16 protein-coding genes are annotated in these 17,479 nt (G+C 65.0%); 9 read left to right on the top strand and 7 right to left on the bottom strand.

All coding sequences use genetic code 11. The annotated features are described in order from the left end of the window. Positions 1–208 precede the first annotated feature (208 nt). The 3 genes from ACO6D6_RS14575 to ACO6D6_RS14565 all read right to left on the bottom strand — a co-directional run bounded on the left by ACO6D6_RS14575 (position 209) and on the right by ACO6D6_RS14565 (position 4,191). Complete coding sequence (locus ACO6D6_RS14575; RefSeq protein WP_484785968.1) at positions 209–1,309, bottom strand: hypothetical protein; 1,101 nt, start codon at positions 1,307–1,309, stop codon at positions 209–211. A 24-nt stretch (positions 1,310–1,333) separates the two neighbouring features. Continuing rightward, positions 1,334–2,407 carry a redox-regulated ATPase YchF gene (gene ychF, locus ACO6D6_RS14570; RefSeq protein WP_484785967.1) on the bottom strand — a complete coding sequence of 358 codons (1,074 nt, stop codon included), beginning with the start codon at positions 2,405–2,407 and terminating at the stop codon, positions 1,334–1,336. A gap of 512 nt (positions 2,408–2,919) precedes the next feature. Further along, entirely contained in the window at positions 2,920–4,191 is a 1,272-nt protein-coding gene (locus ACO6D6_RS14565) for a M18 family aminopeptidase (protein WP_484785966.1), read from the bottom strand. Positions 4,192–4,339: 148 nt separating this feature from the next. Between ACO6D6_RS14565 and ACO6D6_RS14560 the strand changes: the two genes are divergently transcribed. The 5 genes from ACO6D6_RS14560 to ilvA all read left to right on the top strand — a co-directional run bounded on the left by ACO6D6_RS14560 (position 4,340) and on the right by ilvA (position 10,884). After that, positions 4,340–5,527, top strand: a complete 1,188-nt coding sequence (locus ACO6D6_RS14560; RefSeq protein ID WP_484785965.1) for a DNA recombination protein RmuC — start codon at positions 4,340–4,342, stop codon at positions 5,525–5,527. Positions 5,528–5,788: 261 nt separating this feature from the next. Beyond that, the gene (locus ACO6D6_RS14555; protein WP_484785964.1) at positions 5,789–6,604 is read left to right on the top strand and encodes a nucleoside phosphorylase; all 816 of its coding nucleotides are present in this window, start codon (positions 5,789–5,791) and stop codon (positions 6,602–6,604) included. 1,387 nt (positions 6,605–7,991) lie between these two features. Further along, positions 7,992–8,447, top strand: a complete 456-nt coding sequence (locus ACO6D6_RS14550) for a hypothetical protein (RefSeq protein WP_484785963.1) — start codon at positions 7,992–7,994, stop codon at positions 8,445–8,447. Positions 8,448–8,471: 24 nt separating this feature from the next. Beyond that, positions 8,472–9,116, top strand: coding sequence for a hypothetical protein (locus ACO6D6_RS14545; RefSeq protein ID WP_484785962.1), 645 nt, complete (start codon positions 8,472–8,474; stop codon positions 9,114–9,116). A gap of 499 nt (positions 9,117–9,615) precedes the next feature. Then, positions 9,616–10,884 carry a threonine ammonia-lyase IlvA gene (ilvA, locus tag ACO6D6_RS14540; RefSeq protein WP_484785961.1) on the top strand — a complete coding sequence of 423 codons (1,269 nt, stop codon included), beginning with the start codon at positions 9,616–9,618 and terminating at the stop codon, positions 10,882–10,884. Positions 10,885–11,055: 171 nt separating this feature from the next. Here the strand turns inward: ilvA and ACO6D6_RS14535 are convergent, their stop codons facing one another. The 3 genes from ACO6D6_RS14535 to ACO6D6_RS14525 all read right to left on the bottom strand — a co-directional run bounded on the left by ACO6D6_RS14535 (position 11,056) and on the right by ACO6D6_RS14525 (position 13,355). Beyond that, positions 11,056–12,018 carry a 4-hydroxy-3-methylbut-2-enyl diphosphate reductase gene (locus ACO6D6_RS14535; protein WP_484785960.1) on the bottom strand — a complete coding sequence of 321 codons (963 nt, stop codon included), beginning with the start codon at positions 12,016–12,018 and terminating at the stop codon, positions 11,056–11,058. Positions 12,019–12,073: 55 nt separating this feature from the next. Continuing rightward, complete coding sequence (locus ACO6D6_RS14530; protein WP_484785969.1) at positions 12,074–12,832, bottom strand: YwiC-like family protein; 759 nt, start codon at positions 12,830–12,832, stop codon at positions 12,074–12,076. A gap of 136 nt (positions 12,833–12,968) precedes the next feature. Next, on the bottom strand, positions 12,969–13,355 hold the full coding sequence (locus tag ACO6D6_RS14525; RefSeq protein ID WP_484785959.1) for a hypothetical protein: 387 nt from the start codon (positions 13,353–13,355) through the stop codon (positions 12,969–12,971). 52 nt (positions 13,356–13,407) lie between these two features. On the opposite strand from ACO6D6_RS14525, the gene xseA reads away from it, so the two are divergent. The 4 genes from xseA (at position 13,408) to ACO6D6_RS14505 (ending at position 16,622) form a co-directional block, all read left to right on the top strand. Then, positions 13,408–14,625, top strand: a complete 1,218-nt coding sequence (gene xseA / locus ACO6D6_RS14520; RefSeq protein WP_484785958.1) for an exodeoxyribonuclease VII large subunit — start codon at positions 13,408–13,410, stop codon at positions 14,623–14,625. Beyond that, positions 14,622–14,819: an exodeoxyribonuclease VII small subunit gene (locus ACO6D6_RS14515; RefSeq protein WP_126379476.1), complete on the top strand. Its 198-nt coding sequence runs from the start codon at positions 14,622–14,624 to the stop codon at positions 14,817–14,819. Before xseA ends, ACO6D6_RS14515 begins: the two co-directional genes overlap by 4 nt. Before the next feature lie 253 nt (positions 14,820–15,072). Then, positions 15,073–15,714: a hypothetical protein gene (locus ACO6D6_RS14510; RefSeq protein WP_484785957.1), complete on the top strand. Its 642-nt coding sequence runs from the start codon at positions 15,073–15,075 to the stop codon at positions 15,712–15,714. Then, positions 15,711–16,622 (top strand): hypothetical protein, encoded by a 912-nt coding sequence (locus tag ACO6D6_RS14505; protein ID WP_484785956.1) that lies wholly within the window; start codon positions 15,711–15,713, stop codon positions 16,620–16,622. The genes ACO6D6_RS14510 and ACO6D6_RS14505 overlap by 4 nt, the downstream gene beginning before the upstream one ends. Before the next feature lie 11 nt (positions 16,623–16,633). On the opposite strand, the gene ACO6D6_RS14500 is transcribed toward ACO6D6_RS14505, so the two are convergent. Further along, positions 16,634–17,434 carry an isoprenyl transferase gene (locus tag ACO6D6_RS14500; RefSeq protein ID WP_484785955.1) on the bottom strand — a complete coding sequence of 267 codons (801 nt, stop codon included), beginning with the start codon at positions 17,432–17,434 and terminating at the stop codon, positions 16,634–16,636. Positions 17,435–17,479: the final 45 nt, after the last annotated feature.

Genomic DNA, 17,479 nt, shown 5'->3' with positions numbered 1-17,479 from the left:
GTTCGCACAGGTCAAGGATCTGGCCACGGTCAAGGCATGTGGTAGTATTCACGGCAGCGGCTTGTCTTTCAACTGAGAATCTTTGTGGTAGGACACTTTGAATTGTCTCAGATCAGGCAAGCCACCCTCGCATCCCTCAGGACAAAGCGTTAGCTGAGAAAAACCAAAACACCCCTATGAATAAGCCTCATTGCATCGCCTCCAGAACCTAGCATCGCCAATCCCCAACAACATCAGCGGCTTCTTCCAGTTTTTCTCCGTATTCACTCCAGAGGTCCGGTCGCTTCTTCTCGATCCATCTGAACCCTTGACGCACATCCGCATCGTCGATTCCCCAGCCTAGATCCCGAGATGGGATGGATGCGATTGCTGCGGGCAGGTTTTGAACCATTCGCATGACATTGTGGGGGTTAGAATCTGCCAGCCATCCAACAGCCCTAACCAACCAAGCAACTGTGGCGGACACCGGCTCCGACGACCCTTCCAAGGACCAATGATCAAAAGATCGGAGGTTGTCCCGGTGCAATAGGTACCCCAGCGCACTCGAGACCTCGGAACAAAACTGTGAAATTGCCTCTTTGGACATAGAACTACTTTGACGACCGAGTTCCATGTCCTTGACCCCTAGAAGTACCCCCGTAAGCACGTTAAGCCTGAGTCCGCCTTTGGTGCTGTAGTCAATAGCTTCAACTTGACGCAATAGCCTACTAGCGCATGCAGGCAGGACATGGAGCAAAACTCGATAGAAAACATGGCCGGGACGCTGACGCTCAGCCGTCTGACCCGTCACCAATTGAGAGATGGCAAAGGCATTTACTTCCAAGCCTCTCTTAACAGCTGAGTCAACGAAGGTAATCAAACCATCATAAGCACAGAAATTGTCTTTGCTAACGGAATATCGCTTCTCTAAGCCAATCATATAGTCATCAAGCGCCGCCTGATCCAAGAAATCTGCAACTTCGAGACCAAGTTTAGTCCCCGGAAGGGCGACGGCAGGATTAGCACGAAAAGTTCTCTTCAGAAGTTTTTGATCACCGTCATCATACTCACCCATTTCCTCCCAAAGTAGTTTCAAATGGGTTTTATCCGCACTTTGGGAAACAGTATTTAAAAGCTCATCCCTACGACTCTTCGCGAGAACAGTTTTCTGCCTTTCCAAGCTCTCTGCTTGCCGCTTCGCTTGCTTGGAGTCGAGACGCCAGATAAATACAGGAATAAGCGCAGTAACCATGACCGTAATCAGGCTCAGCAGCAGCATGGGATCCGTCCAATCCCATTTTGCGGCGAACTGTTGCCACCAGTCGATCACTTCTTCCTTTCAGAAACAAGCCACTCACACATTGAACCTGAACTCCACGACATCGCCGTCCTGCATGACGTAGTCCTTGCCCTCCAGGCGCATCTTTCCGGCCGCCTTTGCCGCCGCTTCGGATCCTGCCGCCACGAGGTCGTCGAAGCTGACGACCTGGGCCTTGATGAAACCCTTCTGGAAGTCGGTGTGGATCACCCCCGCCGCTTCGGGGGCCGTCGCTCCCTGGGGGATGGTCCAGGCCCTGGCCTCCTTCGGGCCCGCTGTCAGGTAGGACTGGAGGCCGAGGGTTTCGTAGCCGACCCTGGCCAGCACGTCGAGGCCCGGTTCCGTGATTCCCATTTCCTCCAGGAACGCGCGCCCCTCCTCCTCGTCCATCTCCACCAGTTCGGCCTCGAACTTCGCGTCGAGGAAGATCGCCTCGGACGGGGCGACGACCTGGCGCATGCGGTCCTTGAGGTCCTCGTCGGCCAGTTCGTCCTGGTCGCAGTTGAACACGTACAGGAACGGTTTCGCGGTGAGCAGGAACAGGTCGCGCAGCAACTCCAGGTCCAGTCCCGAACCGTGGATCCGTTTCCCGGATTCGAGGACCTCGACGGCCGCCTTCATGGCCTCCAGCTTCGGGCGCGCCTCCTTCTTGATCCGCGCCTCCTTCTCCACACGCGGCAGCGCCTTCTCCAGGCTCTGGAGGTCCGCGAGGATCAGTTCCGTGGTGATCGTGTCGATGTCGCCGGCCGGATCCACCTTCCCGTCGACGTGCGTCACGTCGACGTCCTCGAAGACGCGGGTCACCTGGCAGATGGCGTCGGCCTCACGGATGTTGGCGAGGAACGCGTTGCCCATGCCCTCACCCTTCGACGCCCCCCGAACGATGCCCGCGATGTCCACGAAACTCACGGTGGCGGGCAGGATGCGCTGCGAGCCGAAGATCTTCGCCAGCACCGGCAGCCGGGAATCCGGCACCCCCACCACGCCGACGTTCGGTTCGATCGTCGCGAACGGGTAGTTGGCCGCCAGCACATCGTTACGGGTCAGCGCGTTGAACAGGGTCGACTTGCCGGCGTTCGGGAGGCCGACGATTCCAATGGTGAGAGCCACGAGCGATGAGTCTACGACACGCCACCTCGGAAGGGTCGGCGTCGCGCCGACGAAAAATATTTACGAACCACTTGCGTTTTCCAAATACTGTGGGTTAGGGTTTCCTCAGTGAACGACACAGTTGGTCACAGGTGTTCAGGACCACCGCTACGCGCTATGCCACAAGCGCTTGGCAGGCCCGCCGCACCGGCCATTTCTCTCCTTGGGCCGGGTTCGCAGGCGGGCCTGCACACTGTTTCCAGGGGTTCCGCGGGTTTGAGCACTGACCCGATACCACTGCGAAGGGACAGCCGTGGGCGTGGGTCCCGGGCGGTCGCCGGGTGGTTTCGACACGTCCGCTCGCTGACGCTCGTGAGGCTCGGCTCAACCAACTTCAACCGGAATGGTTTCGACACGCCCCGCTCACTGACACCCGTGAGGCTCGGCTCAACCAACTTCAACCAGACCGGTTTCAACACACCCCGCTCGTCGACGCTCGTGAGGCTCGGCTCAACCGGCTTCGGGGGAACCAATCATCCCTCAAGGTAGGCGCGCAGTGCAGCGGCCAGGTGGTGTGGGTCTTCCACCCCGCACATCTCCCGGGCCGAGTGCATCGACAACAACCCGATGCCGACGTCCACCGTCACCATTCCCAGCCGCGTGGCGGTGATGGGGCCGATGGTGGAACCGCACGGCATCGCATTGTTGGAAACGAACACCTGCGACGGCACTCCCGCGGACTCACAGGCCTGCAGCCACAGCACCTCACCCACCGCGTCGGTGGCGTAACGCTGGTTGGCGTTGACCTTCAACATGGGGCCGCCGTTGGGAACAAGATCGACGTGCGGGTCGTGGTGCTGGGGATAGTTGGGGTGGACCAGGTGCCCGGCGTCCGCCGAGACGCAGGAGCCGCGGGCGAGCAGCGCCTTCGTCGCGTCGAGATCACACCCTGCGACGGATGTGATCCGCTCAAGCACGTCCTCGAGGAACGGCCCGGCCGCCCCGGAGCTTGTGGCGGAACCGATCTCCTCGTGGTCGAAGGCGGCCAGGACCACCAGGTCGTCGCCGTCGTCCAGGTCCTCGATGGCCGTCAATCCGGCGTGGGTGCTGGAGAGGTTGTCCAAGCGAGACGAAGCGAAGAACTCTTCACGCAGCCCGAAACGAGCCGGAGGCTGTGAGAGGTAGGTGAACAGATCGTGTCCCAGGACATCGCCGGGCCTCACCCCCGCCTGCTCCGCGAGGGCCGCCAGCAGGTCGGGTTCGGCGTCAAGGGTGAAGACGGGTTGGGTGTGGGTCTGCCGATCGAGCCTGAGACCGTCATTGACCGACCGGTCCAGGTGAATGGCCAGCTGCGGGAGCCTGGCCACGGAGTCGAGACGCACCAAGTGCTGGGCGCCGTCGCGGGTGATGATGCGACCCGCGATGCCGAGTTCCCGGTCCAGCCACGAGTTCAGCAGCGCACCGCCGTAGATCTCAACGGCGATCTGACCCCACCCGCGGAAGGAGAAGCTGGCCTCGGGTTTGACCTTCAGGGCCGGGGAATCGGTGTGGGCGCCGACGACGCGCAGCCCGGTGGCCTCGTCGATGCGTTCTGGTTGTCGCCAGGCGATCACGGCGCCGTGCCGCACGATGAAGAACCGGCCGGCGCCCCGCGGGAACCGGCTCTTCTCGTCGACCGGGACGAAACCGGCATCGGCAAGGCGTGACGCCATGTTCCAGGCAGCGTGATAGCTGGTCGGGGAGGCCGTCACGAAGGCGGCCAGGTCATCCAGATGGGAAGAAGGATTCGAGAACACGATTCCCATTCAACACCCCATCCCCGACAAAACCGTCCCCGCATGGGGTAGAGGGCACACGTGGTCCCCCCGTTGAGGATGAACGCTCGCCGCCGCGTCCCCGCATGCGCGATGGGGCGCGGCGAAAAATGTCGGTGCCGTCTGCAACCCTTCCCTCATGGACACTTCCTCACTGCTCCTGGTCCTGGCGGCGCTGCTGGTCGGCGTGGCCCTCGGTTTTCTGCTCGCCCGCCAGAGCGCCACCACCCGCACGGCACGCGCCGAGGCGGAACGCGACGCCGCCGTCCAACGGGCCGCGGATGTCACCGCGGACCGCGAACAGCTCGCCCACCAGTTCCGGTCCCTGTCGGCGGATGCCCTGGAGAAGCAGACGCAACAGGCCGATCGTGCCGCGGAACTGCGCCTGACCCCGATATCCGAGGCGCTGCGTCAACTCCAGCAGCGGCTGGCGGAGGTGGAGAAGCAGCGCACCGCCCTGGCCGCGGAACTCAGGCAGCAGGTGGAGGGGGTCCGGGTCTCCGGCGAGGCGGTGCGGAAGGAAGCGGCGTCGCTGGCATCGGCGCTGCGGGCCCCTCACGTGCGGGGCGCCTGGGGCGAGTCCAGTCTGCGGCGGATAGCGGAGGTCGCGGGGCTGGTGGAGCACTGCCATTTCGAGACCCAGACCAGCTACACCTCCTCGGAGGGCAACCGGCTGCGCCCCGACATGCGCATCGACCTGGACGGGGGCCGGGCGGTGTTCGTGGATTCGAAGGTGCCCCTGTCGGCCGTGTTGGAGGCCTGCCAGGCAGAGGACGAGGAGGAACGCGCCGCGCACCTGCGGCGCTTCGTCAGACACGTCCGCACCCACATCGACCAGCTCTCCGCCAAAGAGTACTGGGCCCTCGACGCAGGCAGCCCCGAGTTCGTGGTGCTGTTCCTCGGCAGCGACGAGTTCTACCGCCTCGCCCTGGAACAGCAACCCACCCTGCACGAGTACGCCGCCGCCCGTCGGATCACCCTGGCGGGACCGGGCCTGCTGATCCCGCTGCTGCAGATCATCTCTCACGGGTGGCGGCAGTCGCGGCTGGCGGAGTCGGCGACGAGAATCAGCGCGCTCGGACGCGAGCTGTACTCCCGGCTGGCGACCCTGGGATCGCACTTCGAGAAACTGGGGGCATCCATCAACGGCACGGTCAAGAACTACAACGCCGCCATGGGCACGCTGGAGTCGCGGGTACTGGTCTCGGCGCGACGATTCCGGGCGCTGGACGTTTCAATGGACGAACTGCCGCACCTGAACTCCGTCGACGAGGGGGTCCGGACCCCCGTCGCCCCCGAGCTGATGGCTCCTTCAGCAACGGAGTGAGAGGTTCTCAAAGCCGACGGGGCTGGCCGCATGGAAACCGCAGTGAGGGTGTTCAAGGACCTGTGGCCGGGTCTGCTTTTCGGGTGCCGGATGGTTTCACCTCGGGCCGCTCCTTCCTCACGCCCCGACTCAACCGGGTTTGCATTTCCGAAGAGTGACGACGACCACGAGTGCTTCCGCCGTCGCATGCCCGACTTTCAGCGGCGTACCGAATCCCATGGGACATGTTCAGGTATGTGCACGTGAGGAGGACAAGAGAGTTTGAACCGAACTCGCCCGCCGTCGCTGCGACTCGCGTGGGATGATCAACCCATGCTGATGCCCGGTGCTTTTCCAATCCTCGACTTCGACGATGACCCCGACGACCTCATCTCGCCGATGATGTTCGCCGATGTGCAGGTCGAGGGGCCTGACGTCGCTGTGTTGGCGTTCCTGTCCGAGAAGACGATCGAGACCGCCGAGGGCTGGGAGGTGCGGCGGGTGGGGACCGTGCCGTTCGTCACCGTCGAGTACCCGATTTACGAGGCGACGCGCGGCGGGCAGGCGGTGCGGGTCGTGCCGATGCCGATCGGCGCGGCCGCCGCGGCTCTGGTGACCGAGCGGATGATTCGCTCCGGGGCCGAATCGCTGGTCGCCGTCGGTTCCTGCGGGGCGCTCCGGAAACTGCAGGAGGGGGAGTTCATCGTCCCCAGCCGAGCGCTGCGCGACGAGGGTACGTCGTATCACTACCTGAAGGCCGGGGCGTGGGTCGAGACCGACGAGGCGCTGCGAGCCACCGTCGCGAAGGTGGCGCGTTCAGCGGGCTTTGGGGCGCAGGTCGCTCCGGTGTGGACCACCGACGGCTTCTTCCGTGAGACCCGCGCCCTGGTGGAGCAGCGCAAGTCGCAGGGCTGCGTCGCCGTCGAGATGGAATGCGCCGCGATGGCGGCGATCGCTAAGGTCCGCGGAGTGCGCTTCGCCCAATTGCTGTTCACCGCCGACACCCTCGCCGACGACGACTACGACCTGCGCGGCTTCGGCGTCGACTCGCACCATGTCGCCCTGTCCCTGGCTCTGGAAGCAGCAGCCGGCTGCTGATCCCACGCCGGCGCCGGCCCTCTTGGCCCTCGACGGTCGTCTGCCGGGATTTGCTCCGCCCAGGCGGGATACCGCCGAGCCGTCGGCCTGGGCGGGTTCGCGCCCTTTCGGGCAGCAACGGGCTTGTGTGCGGGCTGGTCGACGGCCGTGCCCGCTGGGGCTGCCGGTTGGTGTGAAGATACCGGAACTGGTCGCTGACATCCGTGCCGGCTCACGCCGTCCCAACACGAGTCGGGCGTCGCAGGAATACTTACAAGGATCGGCATCAATCGACGACCACGATCGTCGCGACTGCCCGTCCCGGGGGACTGCCCGCCCCGGCGGCGCAACTGTTGACAGACATGGCCCAAGTTTCGTCCAGTGGTTTTGTCCTTCTTCGACGCGGTCTGGTGGGCCTTCGCGTACTTCTTGGTGACCTCCATCCGATCAGCCAACGACAGATCCTTCACATCCCCTTGCCGCCCGCCCCACCCATCTTCTGAGGAAACCGGGTGAGGCACGGCCCCTACCCACGCGGGGACTATGAGTCTCGTCGAGGGATTGACAGTGAGGCGCCGCAATACTAGAGTCGAGAATGGTTACCTACTCGTGATCTAGTGAATTAGACGAGAGTCCATAGTTTGATGGATGACGCAACGAAGGGGTTTGACCATGATGATCAGATGGCGCGCGGCGCTCGGTATAATAGGAGCTTTTCTTCTGGCGGTGGGGGCCGTGTCTCCTACGGCGAGGGCAGAAGATCAGGATGGCGAGTCCACCTCGCTTGTCACGGTTTCGGATCTCTCTGGCTCGACAAATCAGACGCAAACGTTGCCGGAGGCGACTACGGCGGTGGCGCCGGAAGGAACCATCGAGGGGGAAACGGACGCGGATCACCCTGAAACTGTCCCGTCCTGGTGGAAACCCTCGCCCGCCGGATGCCGGGGGTCCACGGGTTACCCTCACAAGAGCCACAGGGGCGGAAACATGGTTTCGGTCCATGCCGTGACCAAGTGCGGACTGACTGTGGAACGTGCTGAGGTGGTCACCGCGGTTTTTCGAGACCGCTGGTGGGGAGCACAGTATGTGATGTCAGGGTCTTCCCGTCGAACCAACCAAACCTGGTCCGGTGTAGCTACTCCGCACTCCACCTGCCGGAACGAGGGAGAGTTCATGTTCCGTGCGTTCTCGATGCACGCCTCTCTTGAAGGCGGAACCGTCTATAAGTCGACGACCAGGAACTGGGACCCAAAAATAAGCCGCTTCTGGTGCTGAGATGGCGGGACTAGGCGGCGCTCGTTCGGTTCTGGTTCCGGTGGTCGTCCTCGCGGCACTCGCCGTGGGAGGATGCTCCAGCTCGGGAAGGGATGAAGCTTATCCCAGCGCCTCGTTGCCCTCCGAGGAGACGATGGAGACGATGATTGCCGTGCAGGCCCCACCAACTTCTGCGCCCGACGCGACCGTGAATGGGATTGCGATCCCACCACTGTCCTCTATTTGGTATAGCGGCTCCAGCAGTTCCTTTCACACTGCACGACCGACGATCGAACCGAACGAGGTAATAACGATCGCTACCGGCGGTTCGGCGCGGATCACGGTGGATTCCCCCGTGATTCCCGCGCAGGTTTTTGTACGTGAGTTCACGGGCTATGACGCTGAAGGAATTCCTTCTGATGAGCGGCCAACGATCGAGTGTGTGATGGAAGGGCAGACTTGTACCTTGGATTCAGATGGGGAGTCAGTGACGGCTGCAGTGGAGCTTGATAGCGCTACCGTGTTTGTGACGGTGGAGGTCTATTACCACATCGATTCGCTGGATGTGGAGTATCCATATGACATCGTGACCTATGGTTTCAGGGTATGAGGGTGTGTGCTGGGAGGTGCGATTGTGCGGGTAAGTGACCTGGTGGGCGAGGGACACGAGCGTGCGGTGCGGGTCCTGCTTCCAGTCCGTGATGCCGCGGGGCAGTGGCGTTCCTGGAAGGATGTCGTCGATCTCACAGAGATTGACGGGGAGGTGTATTGGGAACAAATCTGCGACAGAGCACCAGAGTTGGTGGATGCTCCGTACGGGGACTTGTCCGACCAGGCGGCAGGGGCGCTCGTCGATGCTCTCGCGCAGGGGCGGGACCGCGAGTGCTACTTCGCCCTCTGGAAGGGCTACGGGGAGGACAGCACCATGACGAGCGCGCCCGTGAACGTGCCGACGTGGGTGTCGCCTCTCGTGCGTTACCTGTCGTTGATCCCGGACAGCATAGGCGATATTCCGGGCATCCCGGAGGATGTCGTTTTGATTCACGAACCGCTGTCATGGCTTGCCCGCGATCTCCCTGTACTAGGGCAGCGATGCCCGCTGATGATCCTGTCCCAAGACCGCAGCTTTGTCGCGGCATGTCCGATCTACCACGACTCTTTGTACATCGGGTGCACGCGGGAGTTGGGGGATTCCCTCCTGGCGGCTGACCTCGACAGCTACCCGATCTCGCTCGACAGCGTGATCCGAGGGACCATCGACTGGCAGCCCCAGACTTAGGCGACGGCGAGCGGGGTTGAGAGGGGCAGCCCAGGTGTCTCTGGTGAACTGGTTGTGGGAACACGCCGTGTCATCGAGACCGACGCCGGGAGCCTGTGCTGCACGGCCTGCTGTGACACTCCAGCAAGCCGGTCGAGTCGAAACCACAATGACCTTGCCCGGGAACTGGAGTCGGGTCCGCCACTCAACCGCCGGATGGTTTCGACACGGGCCACTCGTTCCTCGCGCCCCGGCTCAACCAGCTTCACCCTTCCCGAAGCCGGTCGAGTCGAAACCACAGCGCTCTTTTCCGGGAACTGGGGTCGGGTCCGCCACTCAACCGCCGGATGGTTTCGACACGGGCCGCTCGTCCCTCACGGCCCGGCTCAACCGGCTTCAGGGAAGGGGGCTCGCGACTCGGCTCAACCGGCTTCAGGGAATGAATAGCTCAACCAGCTTCTGGGAGGGCGCGCCCCCGTGAAGAGTGCGGATTTTGTTTCCGGCTAGCACAATTGGGCCCGTGACTGTGCTTTCCGATCTGGCTGCCCTCGTTCCCGACGCCCGCGACCGGTTGAAGGGAGTGGCCCGCATCACCCCCGTCGAGTTGAACCAGCGACTCACGGACGCCACTGGATCCGAGGTGTGGTTGAAACGCGAGGATCTCCAACCCGTGCGTTCCTACAAGCTGCGGGGCGCCTACAACCTGATCTCGCAGCTCCCTCCCGAGGCTCGGGAAGCCGGTGTGGTGTGCGCGTCGGCCGGCAACCACGGGCAGGGGGTCGCGTTCGCGGCTGCGACGCTGGGCATCGGCGCGGTCGTCTACGTGCCCACCACCACGCCCCGGCAGAAACGCGACCGCATCCAGGCGCTGGGACGCGGTCACGTCGAGCTCGTCATGGAGGGCGCCACCTACGACCAGGCCTCCAAGGCCGCGGCTCGGTTCGCGGAGAACAACGGCCGCATTCTCGTGCCCGCCTTCAACGACCCGCGCACCGCCGCCGGGCAGGGCACCGCCATCGCGGAGGCCGTCGAACAGCTCGGGTTCGTGCCGGATGTCGTCATCCTGCCCGTCGGTGGCGGGGGTTTGATGTCGGGTGCCGCGGCCTGGTTGCGCACCCACCACCCGCAGGTGCGGATCATCGGGGTGGAACCGGACGGGGCGCCGTGCGTGGCGGCCGCGATCTCCGCGGGACGCCCGTTCCCGCTGAACAACATCGACACCTTCGTCGACGGTGCCGCGGTCAGCCTCGTGGGCGACTACACCTTCGGCGTCATCAACGAGGCGAAGATCGAATTGACCCGCATCCCCGAGGGGCAGGTGTGCTCCGAGATGCTCGACATGTACCAAACCGACGGCATCATCGCCGAACCCGCCGGGGCCCTCGCGGCCGCCGCCCTGCCCACCGGCGGGGTGGGCACACGCGTCCACATTCCCGGTGGGTCGCGGGTGCTGAGCATCGTCTCGGGTGGCAACAACGACGTCGCCCGCTATGCCGATGTCGTGGAGCGGTCGCTGCTGCACGAGGGTCGCAAGCACTACTTCCTGGTCAACTTCCCGCAGCAACCGGGCGCGTTGCGACGTTTCCTCGACGAGGTGCTCGGCCCCGACGACGACATCACCTACTTCGAGTACGTGAAACGCTCCAGCCGGGAGGTCGGCCCGGCCCTGGTCGGCGTCGAACTCAGCAACCCCGGGGACTACCGTTTCCTCCTGGCCCGCATCACCGAATGCGGCATGGAGGTCAACGAGGTCGATTCCACCAGCCCCTACTTCCGTTTCCTGGTCTGACCAGTCCGACCAGGCGGAGGAGAACACGTCTTCCGGCACGGATGTCCCGGCGCGGTCACTTCATGAGCCGACCCCGGGTCACACCTCGTCATCAATATCGGCATGCACATCGCCTCCGGCTGACCTGGAGGCCACCGAGTGGCTGGAGTCGCAGGTGAGCAGGTGCTGGCCTCAGGCGGGGTCGCTTTCCTTGATGGCGCGACGCAGCTCAGGGGGCAGGGCGAAGGTCAGGTTCTCCTCGATGAGGCTTTCCTCCTCGGCCTTCGGGAAACCCCGTTCCCTCAACAACGCCAGCACCCCCTGCACCAGTTCGTCGGGCACGGAGGCCCCCGAGGTGAGCCCGATGGTGGAGACGCCGTCGAGCCAATCGTCCTGGATCTCGTTGGGGTAGTCGACGCGTTCGGAACGTTTCGCACCGGCCTCGAGTGCGACCTCCACCAGACGCATCGAGTTCGACGAGTTCCGCGACCCGACCACGATCATCAGGTCGCAGTGGGGCGCGATCTGCTTGACCGCCTGTTGCCGGTTCTGGGTGGCGTAGCAGATGTCGTCGGTGGGCGGGCTCATCAGCAGCGGGAACTTCTGCTGCAGCCGGGTGACGGTCTCCATGGTCTCGTCGACGCTGAGGGTGGTCTGCGACAACCAGACGAGGGGTTTGTCGGCGGGCAGGTCGAGGCGGTCGACATCGTCGGGGTTCTCCAGGAGGGTGGTGCGATCCGGGGCCTCCCCCATGGTGCCCTCCACCTCCTCGTGTCCGGCGTGCCCGATCAGGAGAATGTCGGTGCCCTTGGCGGCGAACCGTTTCGCCTCGCGGTGCACCTTCGTCACGAGCGGGCAGGTGGCGTCAATGGTGCGCAGCTCACGGCGGGCCGCCTCCTCCCGGACGGCCGGGGAGACGCCGTGCGCGGAGAACACCACCAGGGCGTCGGCGGGCACCTCGTCCAGTTCGTCGACGAAGATCGCGCCCCGTTCCTCAAGGGTTGAGACGACATGTTTGTTGTGGACGATCTGTTTGCGCACGTAGATGGGCGGGCCGTAGGTCTCGAGGGCCTTCTCCACGGTGGTGACGGCACGGTCCACGCCCGCGCAGTATCCGCGTGGCGCAGCGACGATGACCCGCTTGCTGGTGCTCATGCGGGCCAGTGTACGGGGCACACACCGTCCCTCGGCGTTTCCGACCGGCCGCCGGTCAGGCGATCAGCACCCCGGGAATCAGGATCGCCAGCAGCGCCGCGGTGGCGATCATCTCCGTGTAGCCGAGCTGTTTGGTGGTCACCTTGCGTCCCTTCATCACCCCCAGCGAGGGCACCAGCCACGCCCGCAGCGTGCAGGCGACGAAGAACGCCACCAGCCACCAGCGGGGCAGGTTGAAGTCGACGACGGCGAACAGCACCGCGCAGGCCGCGTGCCAGGCGACGGAGTAGACGATATAGCTCACCCGACCGCGTTCCCGCACGTTGGTCTTGACATAGAAAACGGTGCCGAAGAAATAGCCGAAGCAGGCCAGCGACAACCCCGCCAGCACCGGCAGGCCACCGAGGTTGAGCGGCCCCTCCGAGCCGAGCACCAGGGGCAGTCCCGCGGCGGCCAGTACCGTCACGAAACCCGACGGCAGCGATCGTTCGCGGCGTTTCCACGCCAGCCACAACCCGATCCCGGTCAGCGGCCCGAACACCAGCGCCCACGCCCACCACGCGGGTTTCAACGCCAGCAGCAGAATGCCGAGGACGACGGTGATCGCGCCGTAGGTGAGCACAGCGCGGCGATACCTGGGTTTGAAGTTCGACTTCAGCCACGTCGCCGTGGCGAAGAAGGCGAAATAGCCGATCACCCACACCGGGGCCAGCAACACCAGCGGCCACGAGAACCGTCCGGCCCCGACGGCCCAGATCATCCCCATGACGTAGGGCATGATCAGCATCGCCCATGCCCCGTGATGGTTAGGCACCCAACCCTGTGAATGTCCCCCGGGTTTCCGGGATCCCTTCCTGCTGCTCACAGCACCCGATACTAAGCGGGACACGCCGGCGGGGTTTTCCGGGGACGGGAGTCGCAATGTGGCCAAGGAACCGCCTGGCCGAAAGTCAGCGCGACGAGGGGCCGTTGAACTTGAAATTCCCCAGGGCGGCGGCGAAATTGATGCCGACGATCCCCGCCCAGATCACCAACCCCATGAGAGGCCCGCCGAATATCAAAGCGATGGCGGTCAGCGGGATGGCAAAAGCCATCGATGTGATCGCCAGCGCCATCGGGTTGTAGGAACGTTCCTGACGCTGCGCACGGGCCTGCTGGGCCGGCGTGAACGTCTGCGACATGCCCGGTCCCGGGCTCATTGCCTGCTGACGCCTGATCTCAGCAACCACCTTCTCCGCGAATGATTCGACGAGGGCCGGTTCCATCTCCGGGCCCAAGTCCTTGCGGGCCGCCAGTGCGGCCTCGAACTCGGATTTGTCAAGAGGTTGCTGACTCATGCTCCAAGCGTAGTCCGGGCATTCGTCAGGGTGCATGGGTAGGCTCCCTGACATGGCCCTGACCAGTTCTCCCGAGCATCCGCAGCCCCTGGCGCGAGTCGTCGGTGCCGTCGCGGACTGGGTGGGCAGGCTCGGCGAGATCTGGGTGGAGGCGCAGGTCATCGAGATCAAACGCCGCGCAGCACCCACCCAGTTCCTCACCCTGAGGGATCGGTTCGCCGATGTCTCCTGCTCGGTGACGACCACGGCCTTCGTGCTGGATGCGGCGGGCCCGCTGCCGGAGGGGTCGCAGGTGGCGGTGCGCCTGAAACCGCGGGTGTGGGAACCCAATGCGTCGCTCAGCTTCGAATGCCTGGAGCTGCGGGTGGCGGGTGTTGGCAGGCTGTTGGCCGAATTGGATGCGCGGCGCCGCAAACTCCAGGCCGAGGGCCTGTTCGATCCCCACCGCAAACGCCGGTTGCCGTTGCTTCCCCGGCGCATCGGGTTGATCACCGGCAAGGATTCCGACGCCGAACGCGACGTGCTGCGCAACGTGACCCGTCGCTGGCCGGCACGTTTCACCGTCGTGCACTCACCGGTTCAGGGACCGGGCGCCGCCGCGTCGGTGATGCAGGCCCTCCAGGAACTCGACGAGAACCCGGAGGTCGACGTCATCGTCATCTCCCGCGGTGGTGGGGCGCTGGAGGATCTGCTGCCGTTCTCCGACGAGGGCCTGGTGCGGGCGGTTTCCGCCTGCCGCACCCCGGTGGTTTCCGCCATCGGACACGAGTCCGACACCCCGTTGCTGGATTTCGTCGCCGACCTGCGGGCCTCCACCCCCACCGACGCGGCCTCGCGCATCGTCCCGGAGTTCACGGCCGAGCAGGACCTCGTCGCCCTGGCCCGCGCCAGGCTCAGGCAGGCCGTCGATGTGCGGATCGGGCAGGCCCGGCAGGAACTCGCAGAACTGCGGCGCCGCCCCGTCCTCGCCAGCCCCGCCGCCGCGCTGGAGGGGCACCGCGACCGCCTCGCCCTGCTGCGTCACCGGCTCCGCACCGCCGTCGACCAGCAGCTCACCAGCAGACGAACCGAACTGGCCTCCCACCTGTCGGCGGTGCGGGCCCTGTCCCCCGCCGCCACCCTGCAACGCGGCTACACCCTGCTGGTCGACGGCGACCGCACCGTCTCCAGCGTCGCCGACGCCCCCGTCGGGGGCACGTTGACGGCTCACCTGGCCGACGGCGAACTCACCCTCACCACAAAGGCCAGTCACCCGAAGGAGTCCCGATGACCAAACCCAAGAAGCTGTCCTACGAGGAAGCCCGCGACGAACTGGTCAAGACCGTCGCCACACTGGAGTCGGGTGGGACGACGCTGGCGGAGTCGATGGCGCTGTGGAAACGCGGCGAGGAACTGGCCGCCATCTGCCAGGCCCACCTGGACGAGGCGAAAGCCGCCGTCGAGAAGCAGACCGCCGAACAGTGAGTTATGAAACCCCTTCCTGAAACCGGTTGAGCCGGGACATCCCCTTCTCCGAAGCCGGTTGAGCCGGGACGCGAGGAACGAGCGGCCCGAGTCGAAACCCCCCAACCACCCCCAAGAGGTTTCGACACGACCAGCTCGCAGAACGAGCAAGCCGGCTCAACCAACTTCGGAAAAGAGCAGGCCGACTCAGCCGACCTGTGGATCCGGTGTGGGACTCGCGTCGGTTCCCGGGGCATTCCGCGACAATGGGGTCGTGGATTTCTTCGGATGGTTGACAACCATCTGGGACGTGGCTTCGCTCCGGGTGGTCGAGGACCCCTCCCTGGGGTTGCCCGGTCTACCCACAGCCGGGCTCATCGCGCTGGTTGCCGGGGTTTCCACCCTGATCGGGCACTGCGCCGTGCTGTTCATCAACCGCGTCAGGGGCGTTCGGTTCCTGGCGATGCTGTTGGTCGGCGGGATCTTCCTCACCCTGCTGTACACCATCCAGGCGTTGATCCTGTGGGTAGTGGCGGGCCCCATCACCCAGCACAGCATGCGCCTCACCGACCTGCTGGCGGTGACGCTGTCCTCCACCGCTCCCCTGGCCTACGGGTTCCTGGTGTTCATCCCCCACCTCGGTTTGCTGATCGGCCGCATCCTGCAGGGCTGGAGCGCGATCTGCCTGTGGCTGCTGGTGACGGCGGCGATGGAGACCAGTTGGTGGCAGGCCCTGATCGCCACCGGGCTGGCCTGGGGCATCATGCAGATCGCCTCGCGGCTGCTCGGGCACCCCATCGGATACCTGACCAGCCGCATCTGGACCCTGGTGACGGGCCGACCTGCGATCCTGGGTCCGCGGGACGTGCTGGCCGGGGCGCCGTTCATTCCCGTCGAGGCGAAGGCGATCCCGTGATCCGGCCGATGATTCTCGCGCTGCTCGAGGTGACGCTGCTGGTGGTCCTCGTCCTGGCGCTGCTGGCTCCCCTCGAATCCCTCGAATGGTGGGCACGACGCTACCCGACGCCATCCCTTCCGGCCCCGGAACCCGCACCCGCCACCGGCATCCGGCGGTTCGCGGTGTACCTGTCGGGCATCGCGGTGCTCGACGGCAGGTCGATATCGCGCCGCGAGCACGCGGTGCTGGAGGAGGTGCGGAAACAGCTTCCCGACGTTGCCATCACCGAGGACGTGTTCCCCTACGCCATGGAGAACCGCGGGCTACCGCAGCGCGCCACCGCCTGGCTGTGGCGTCGCCTGGACTGGGCGCGACACCGGTTCCCCTGGTCGCCGCTGCCTTTCCTGATCAACCTGCGCAACGTCATGCAGGTGCTGGTCTCCGCCGATCAGCGTTACGGCGGCACCTACAACTTCGGGGTCGCGTGCGTGGTGTGGCGTTCCCTCCTGAACGCGGGCTATGACCCCGACGACCCGGCCCCGGTGACGCTGATCGGCTACTCCGGTGGCGCGCAGATCGCCTGCGGGGTGGCCCGTTTCCTGGCCGCCCACGACGTGCGGGTCGACGTCGTCTCCATCGGAGGGGTCTACGCCGACGACCCGGGGCTGGATCACGTCGGTTCGCTGACGCACCTGAAAGGCAGCCGCGACCGCGCCCAGTCGCTGGGCACCATCGCCTTTCCCGGGCGCTGGTTCACGGCCCCGCTGTCCTCCTACGGCCGCGCCGTCAGGGACGGCCGCATCCACACCGTGAACATGGGCCCCATCCACCACAACGGTTACTTCTCCCGGCACATCACCCTGCCCGACGGACGCACCCCGAAACAGGAGACCATCGAGCAGCTCGTCAAGGCGCTGAGCCGCTGACCCCACTGCGGCTACCGGCCGAAACGGCGTTCCCGCTGGGTGTAGTTGCGCAGGGCACGCACGAAGTCGACCTTGCGGAAGTCCGGCCACAGGGCCTCACAGAAGTAGAACTCGCTGTGCGCCGACTGCCACAGCAGGAAACCGGAGAGCCGCTGCTCCCCCGAGGTGCGGATGATCAGGTCCGGGTCCGGTTGGCCCTTCGTGTACAGGTGCTCCGAGATCTCGTCGATCTCGACGGTGGCCGCCACCTCCTCCAGGGTGCGGCCCTGCGCGGCCCGTTCCGCCAGCAGCGACCTGAAGGCGTCGCGCAGCTCGTGTCTGCCGCCGTAGCTGACCGCGACGTTGATGTGCATGCCCTCCACCGCTTCCGTTCTGGCCGCCGACGCCCTGAGGCTGGCGGCCCGCTCCTTCGGGAGCAGGTCTAGATCACCGACCGCCTGCACCCGCCAGCGTCCCGTGTCAGCCAGTTTCACCACCAGTTCGTCGATGACCTCCAGCAGCGGTTCCAGTTCGTCCGCGGCGGAACGGTCGAGGTTGTCGGTGCTCAGCACCCACAACGTGATGACGGGAATACCGAGGTCGTCGCACCACTCGACGAACTGCTGCAGCTTCGCGGCCCCCGCGCGATACCCAGCGACGAGGGGCTGGCCTGGTGCGTTGAGTCGCGCCCACCGCCGGTTGCCGTCCGCCAGCACCGCCACGTGACGGGGCATGGCGGAGCGATCCAGCCGTTTGACCACCTGGGCTTCGTAGGTGGAGTAGAGCCAGGCAGGAGGCCAGATGCGATCGATGAACCGGCTTGTCGCAGACATGCACCAAGGGTAGACCCCGGGAGCGGGACTCATCCGCACCCGTGG

It is taken from the genome of Arachnia sp., from assembly GCF_057238465.1.
The sequence above is the reverse complement of the archived record's forward strand: the minus strand, read 5'-3'. Positions and strand labels throughout refer to the sequence as shown.

What these genes read in the sequence shown, in the direction of transcription:
- ACO6D6_RS14565 (WP_484785966.1), bottom strand. Translation starts at nt 4,191, where the DNA reads ATGGGAATCGTGTTCTCGAATCCTTCTTCCCATCTGGATGACCTGGCC.
- ACO6D6_RS14560 (WP_484785965.1), top strand. Translation starts at nt 4,340, where the DNA reads ATGGACACTTCCTCACTGCTCCTGGTCCTGGCGGCGCTGCTGGTCGGC.
- ACO6D6_RS14550 (WP_484785963.1), top strand. Translation starts at nt 7,992, where the DNA reads ATGGAGACGATGATTGCCGTGCAGGCCCCACCAACTTCTGCGCCCGAC.
- ACO6D6_RS14535 (WP_484785960.1), bottom strand. Translation starts at nt 12,018, where the DNA reads ATGAGCACCAGCAAGCGGGTCATCGTCGCTGCGCCACGCGGATACTGC.
- ACO6D6_RS14525 (WP_484785959.1), bottom strand. Translation starts at nt 13,355, where the DNA reads ATGAGTCAGCAACCTCTTGACAAATCCGAGTTCGAGGCCGCACTGGCG.
- xseA (WP_484785958.1), top strand. Translation starts at nt 13,408, where the DNA reads ATGGCCCTGACCAGTTCTCCCGAGCATCCGCAGCCCCTGGCGCGAGTC.
- ACO6D6_RS14515 (WP_126379476.1), top strand. Translation starts at nt 14,622, where the DNA reads ATGACCAAACCCAAGAAGCTGTCCTACGAGGAAGCCCGCGACGAACTG.
- ACO6D6_RS14500 (WP_484785955.1), bottom strand. Translation starts at nt 17,434, where the DNA reads ATGTCTGCGACAAGCCGGTTCATCGATCGCATCTGGCCTCCTGCCTGG.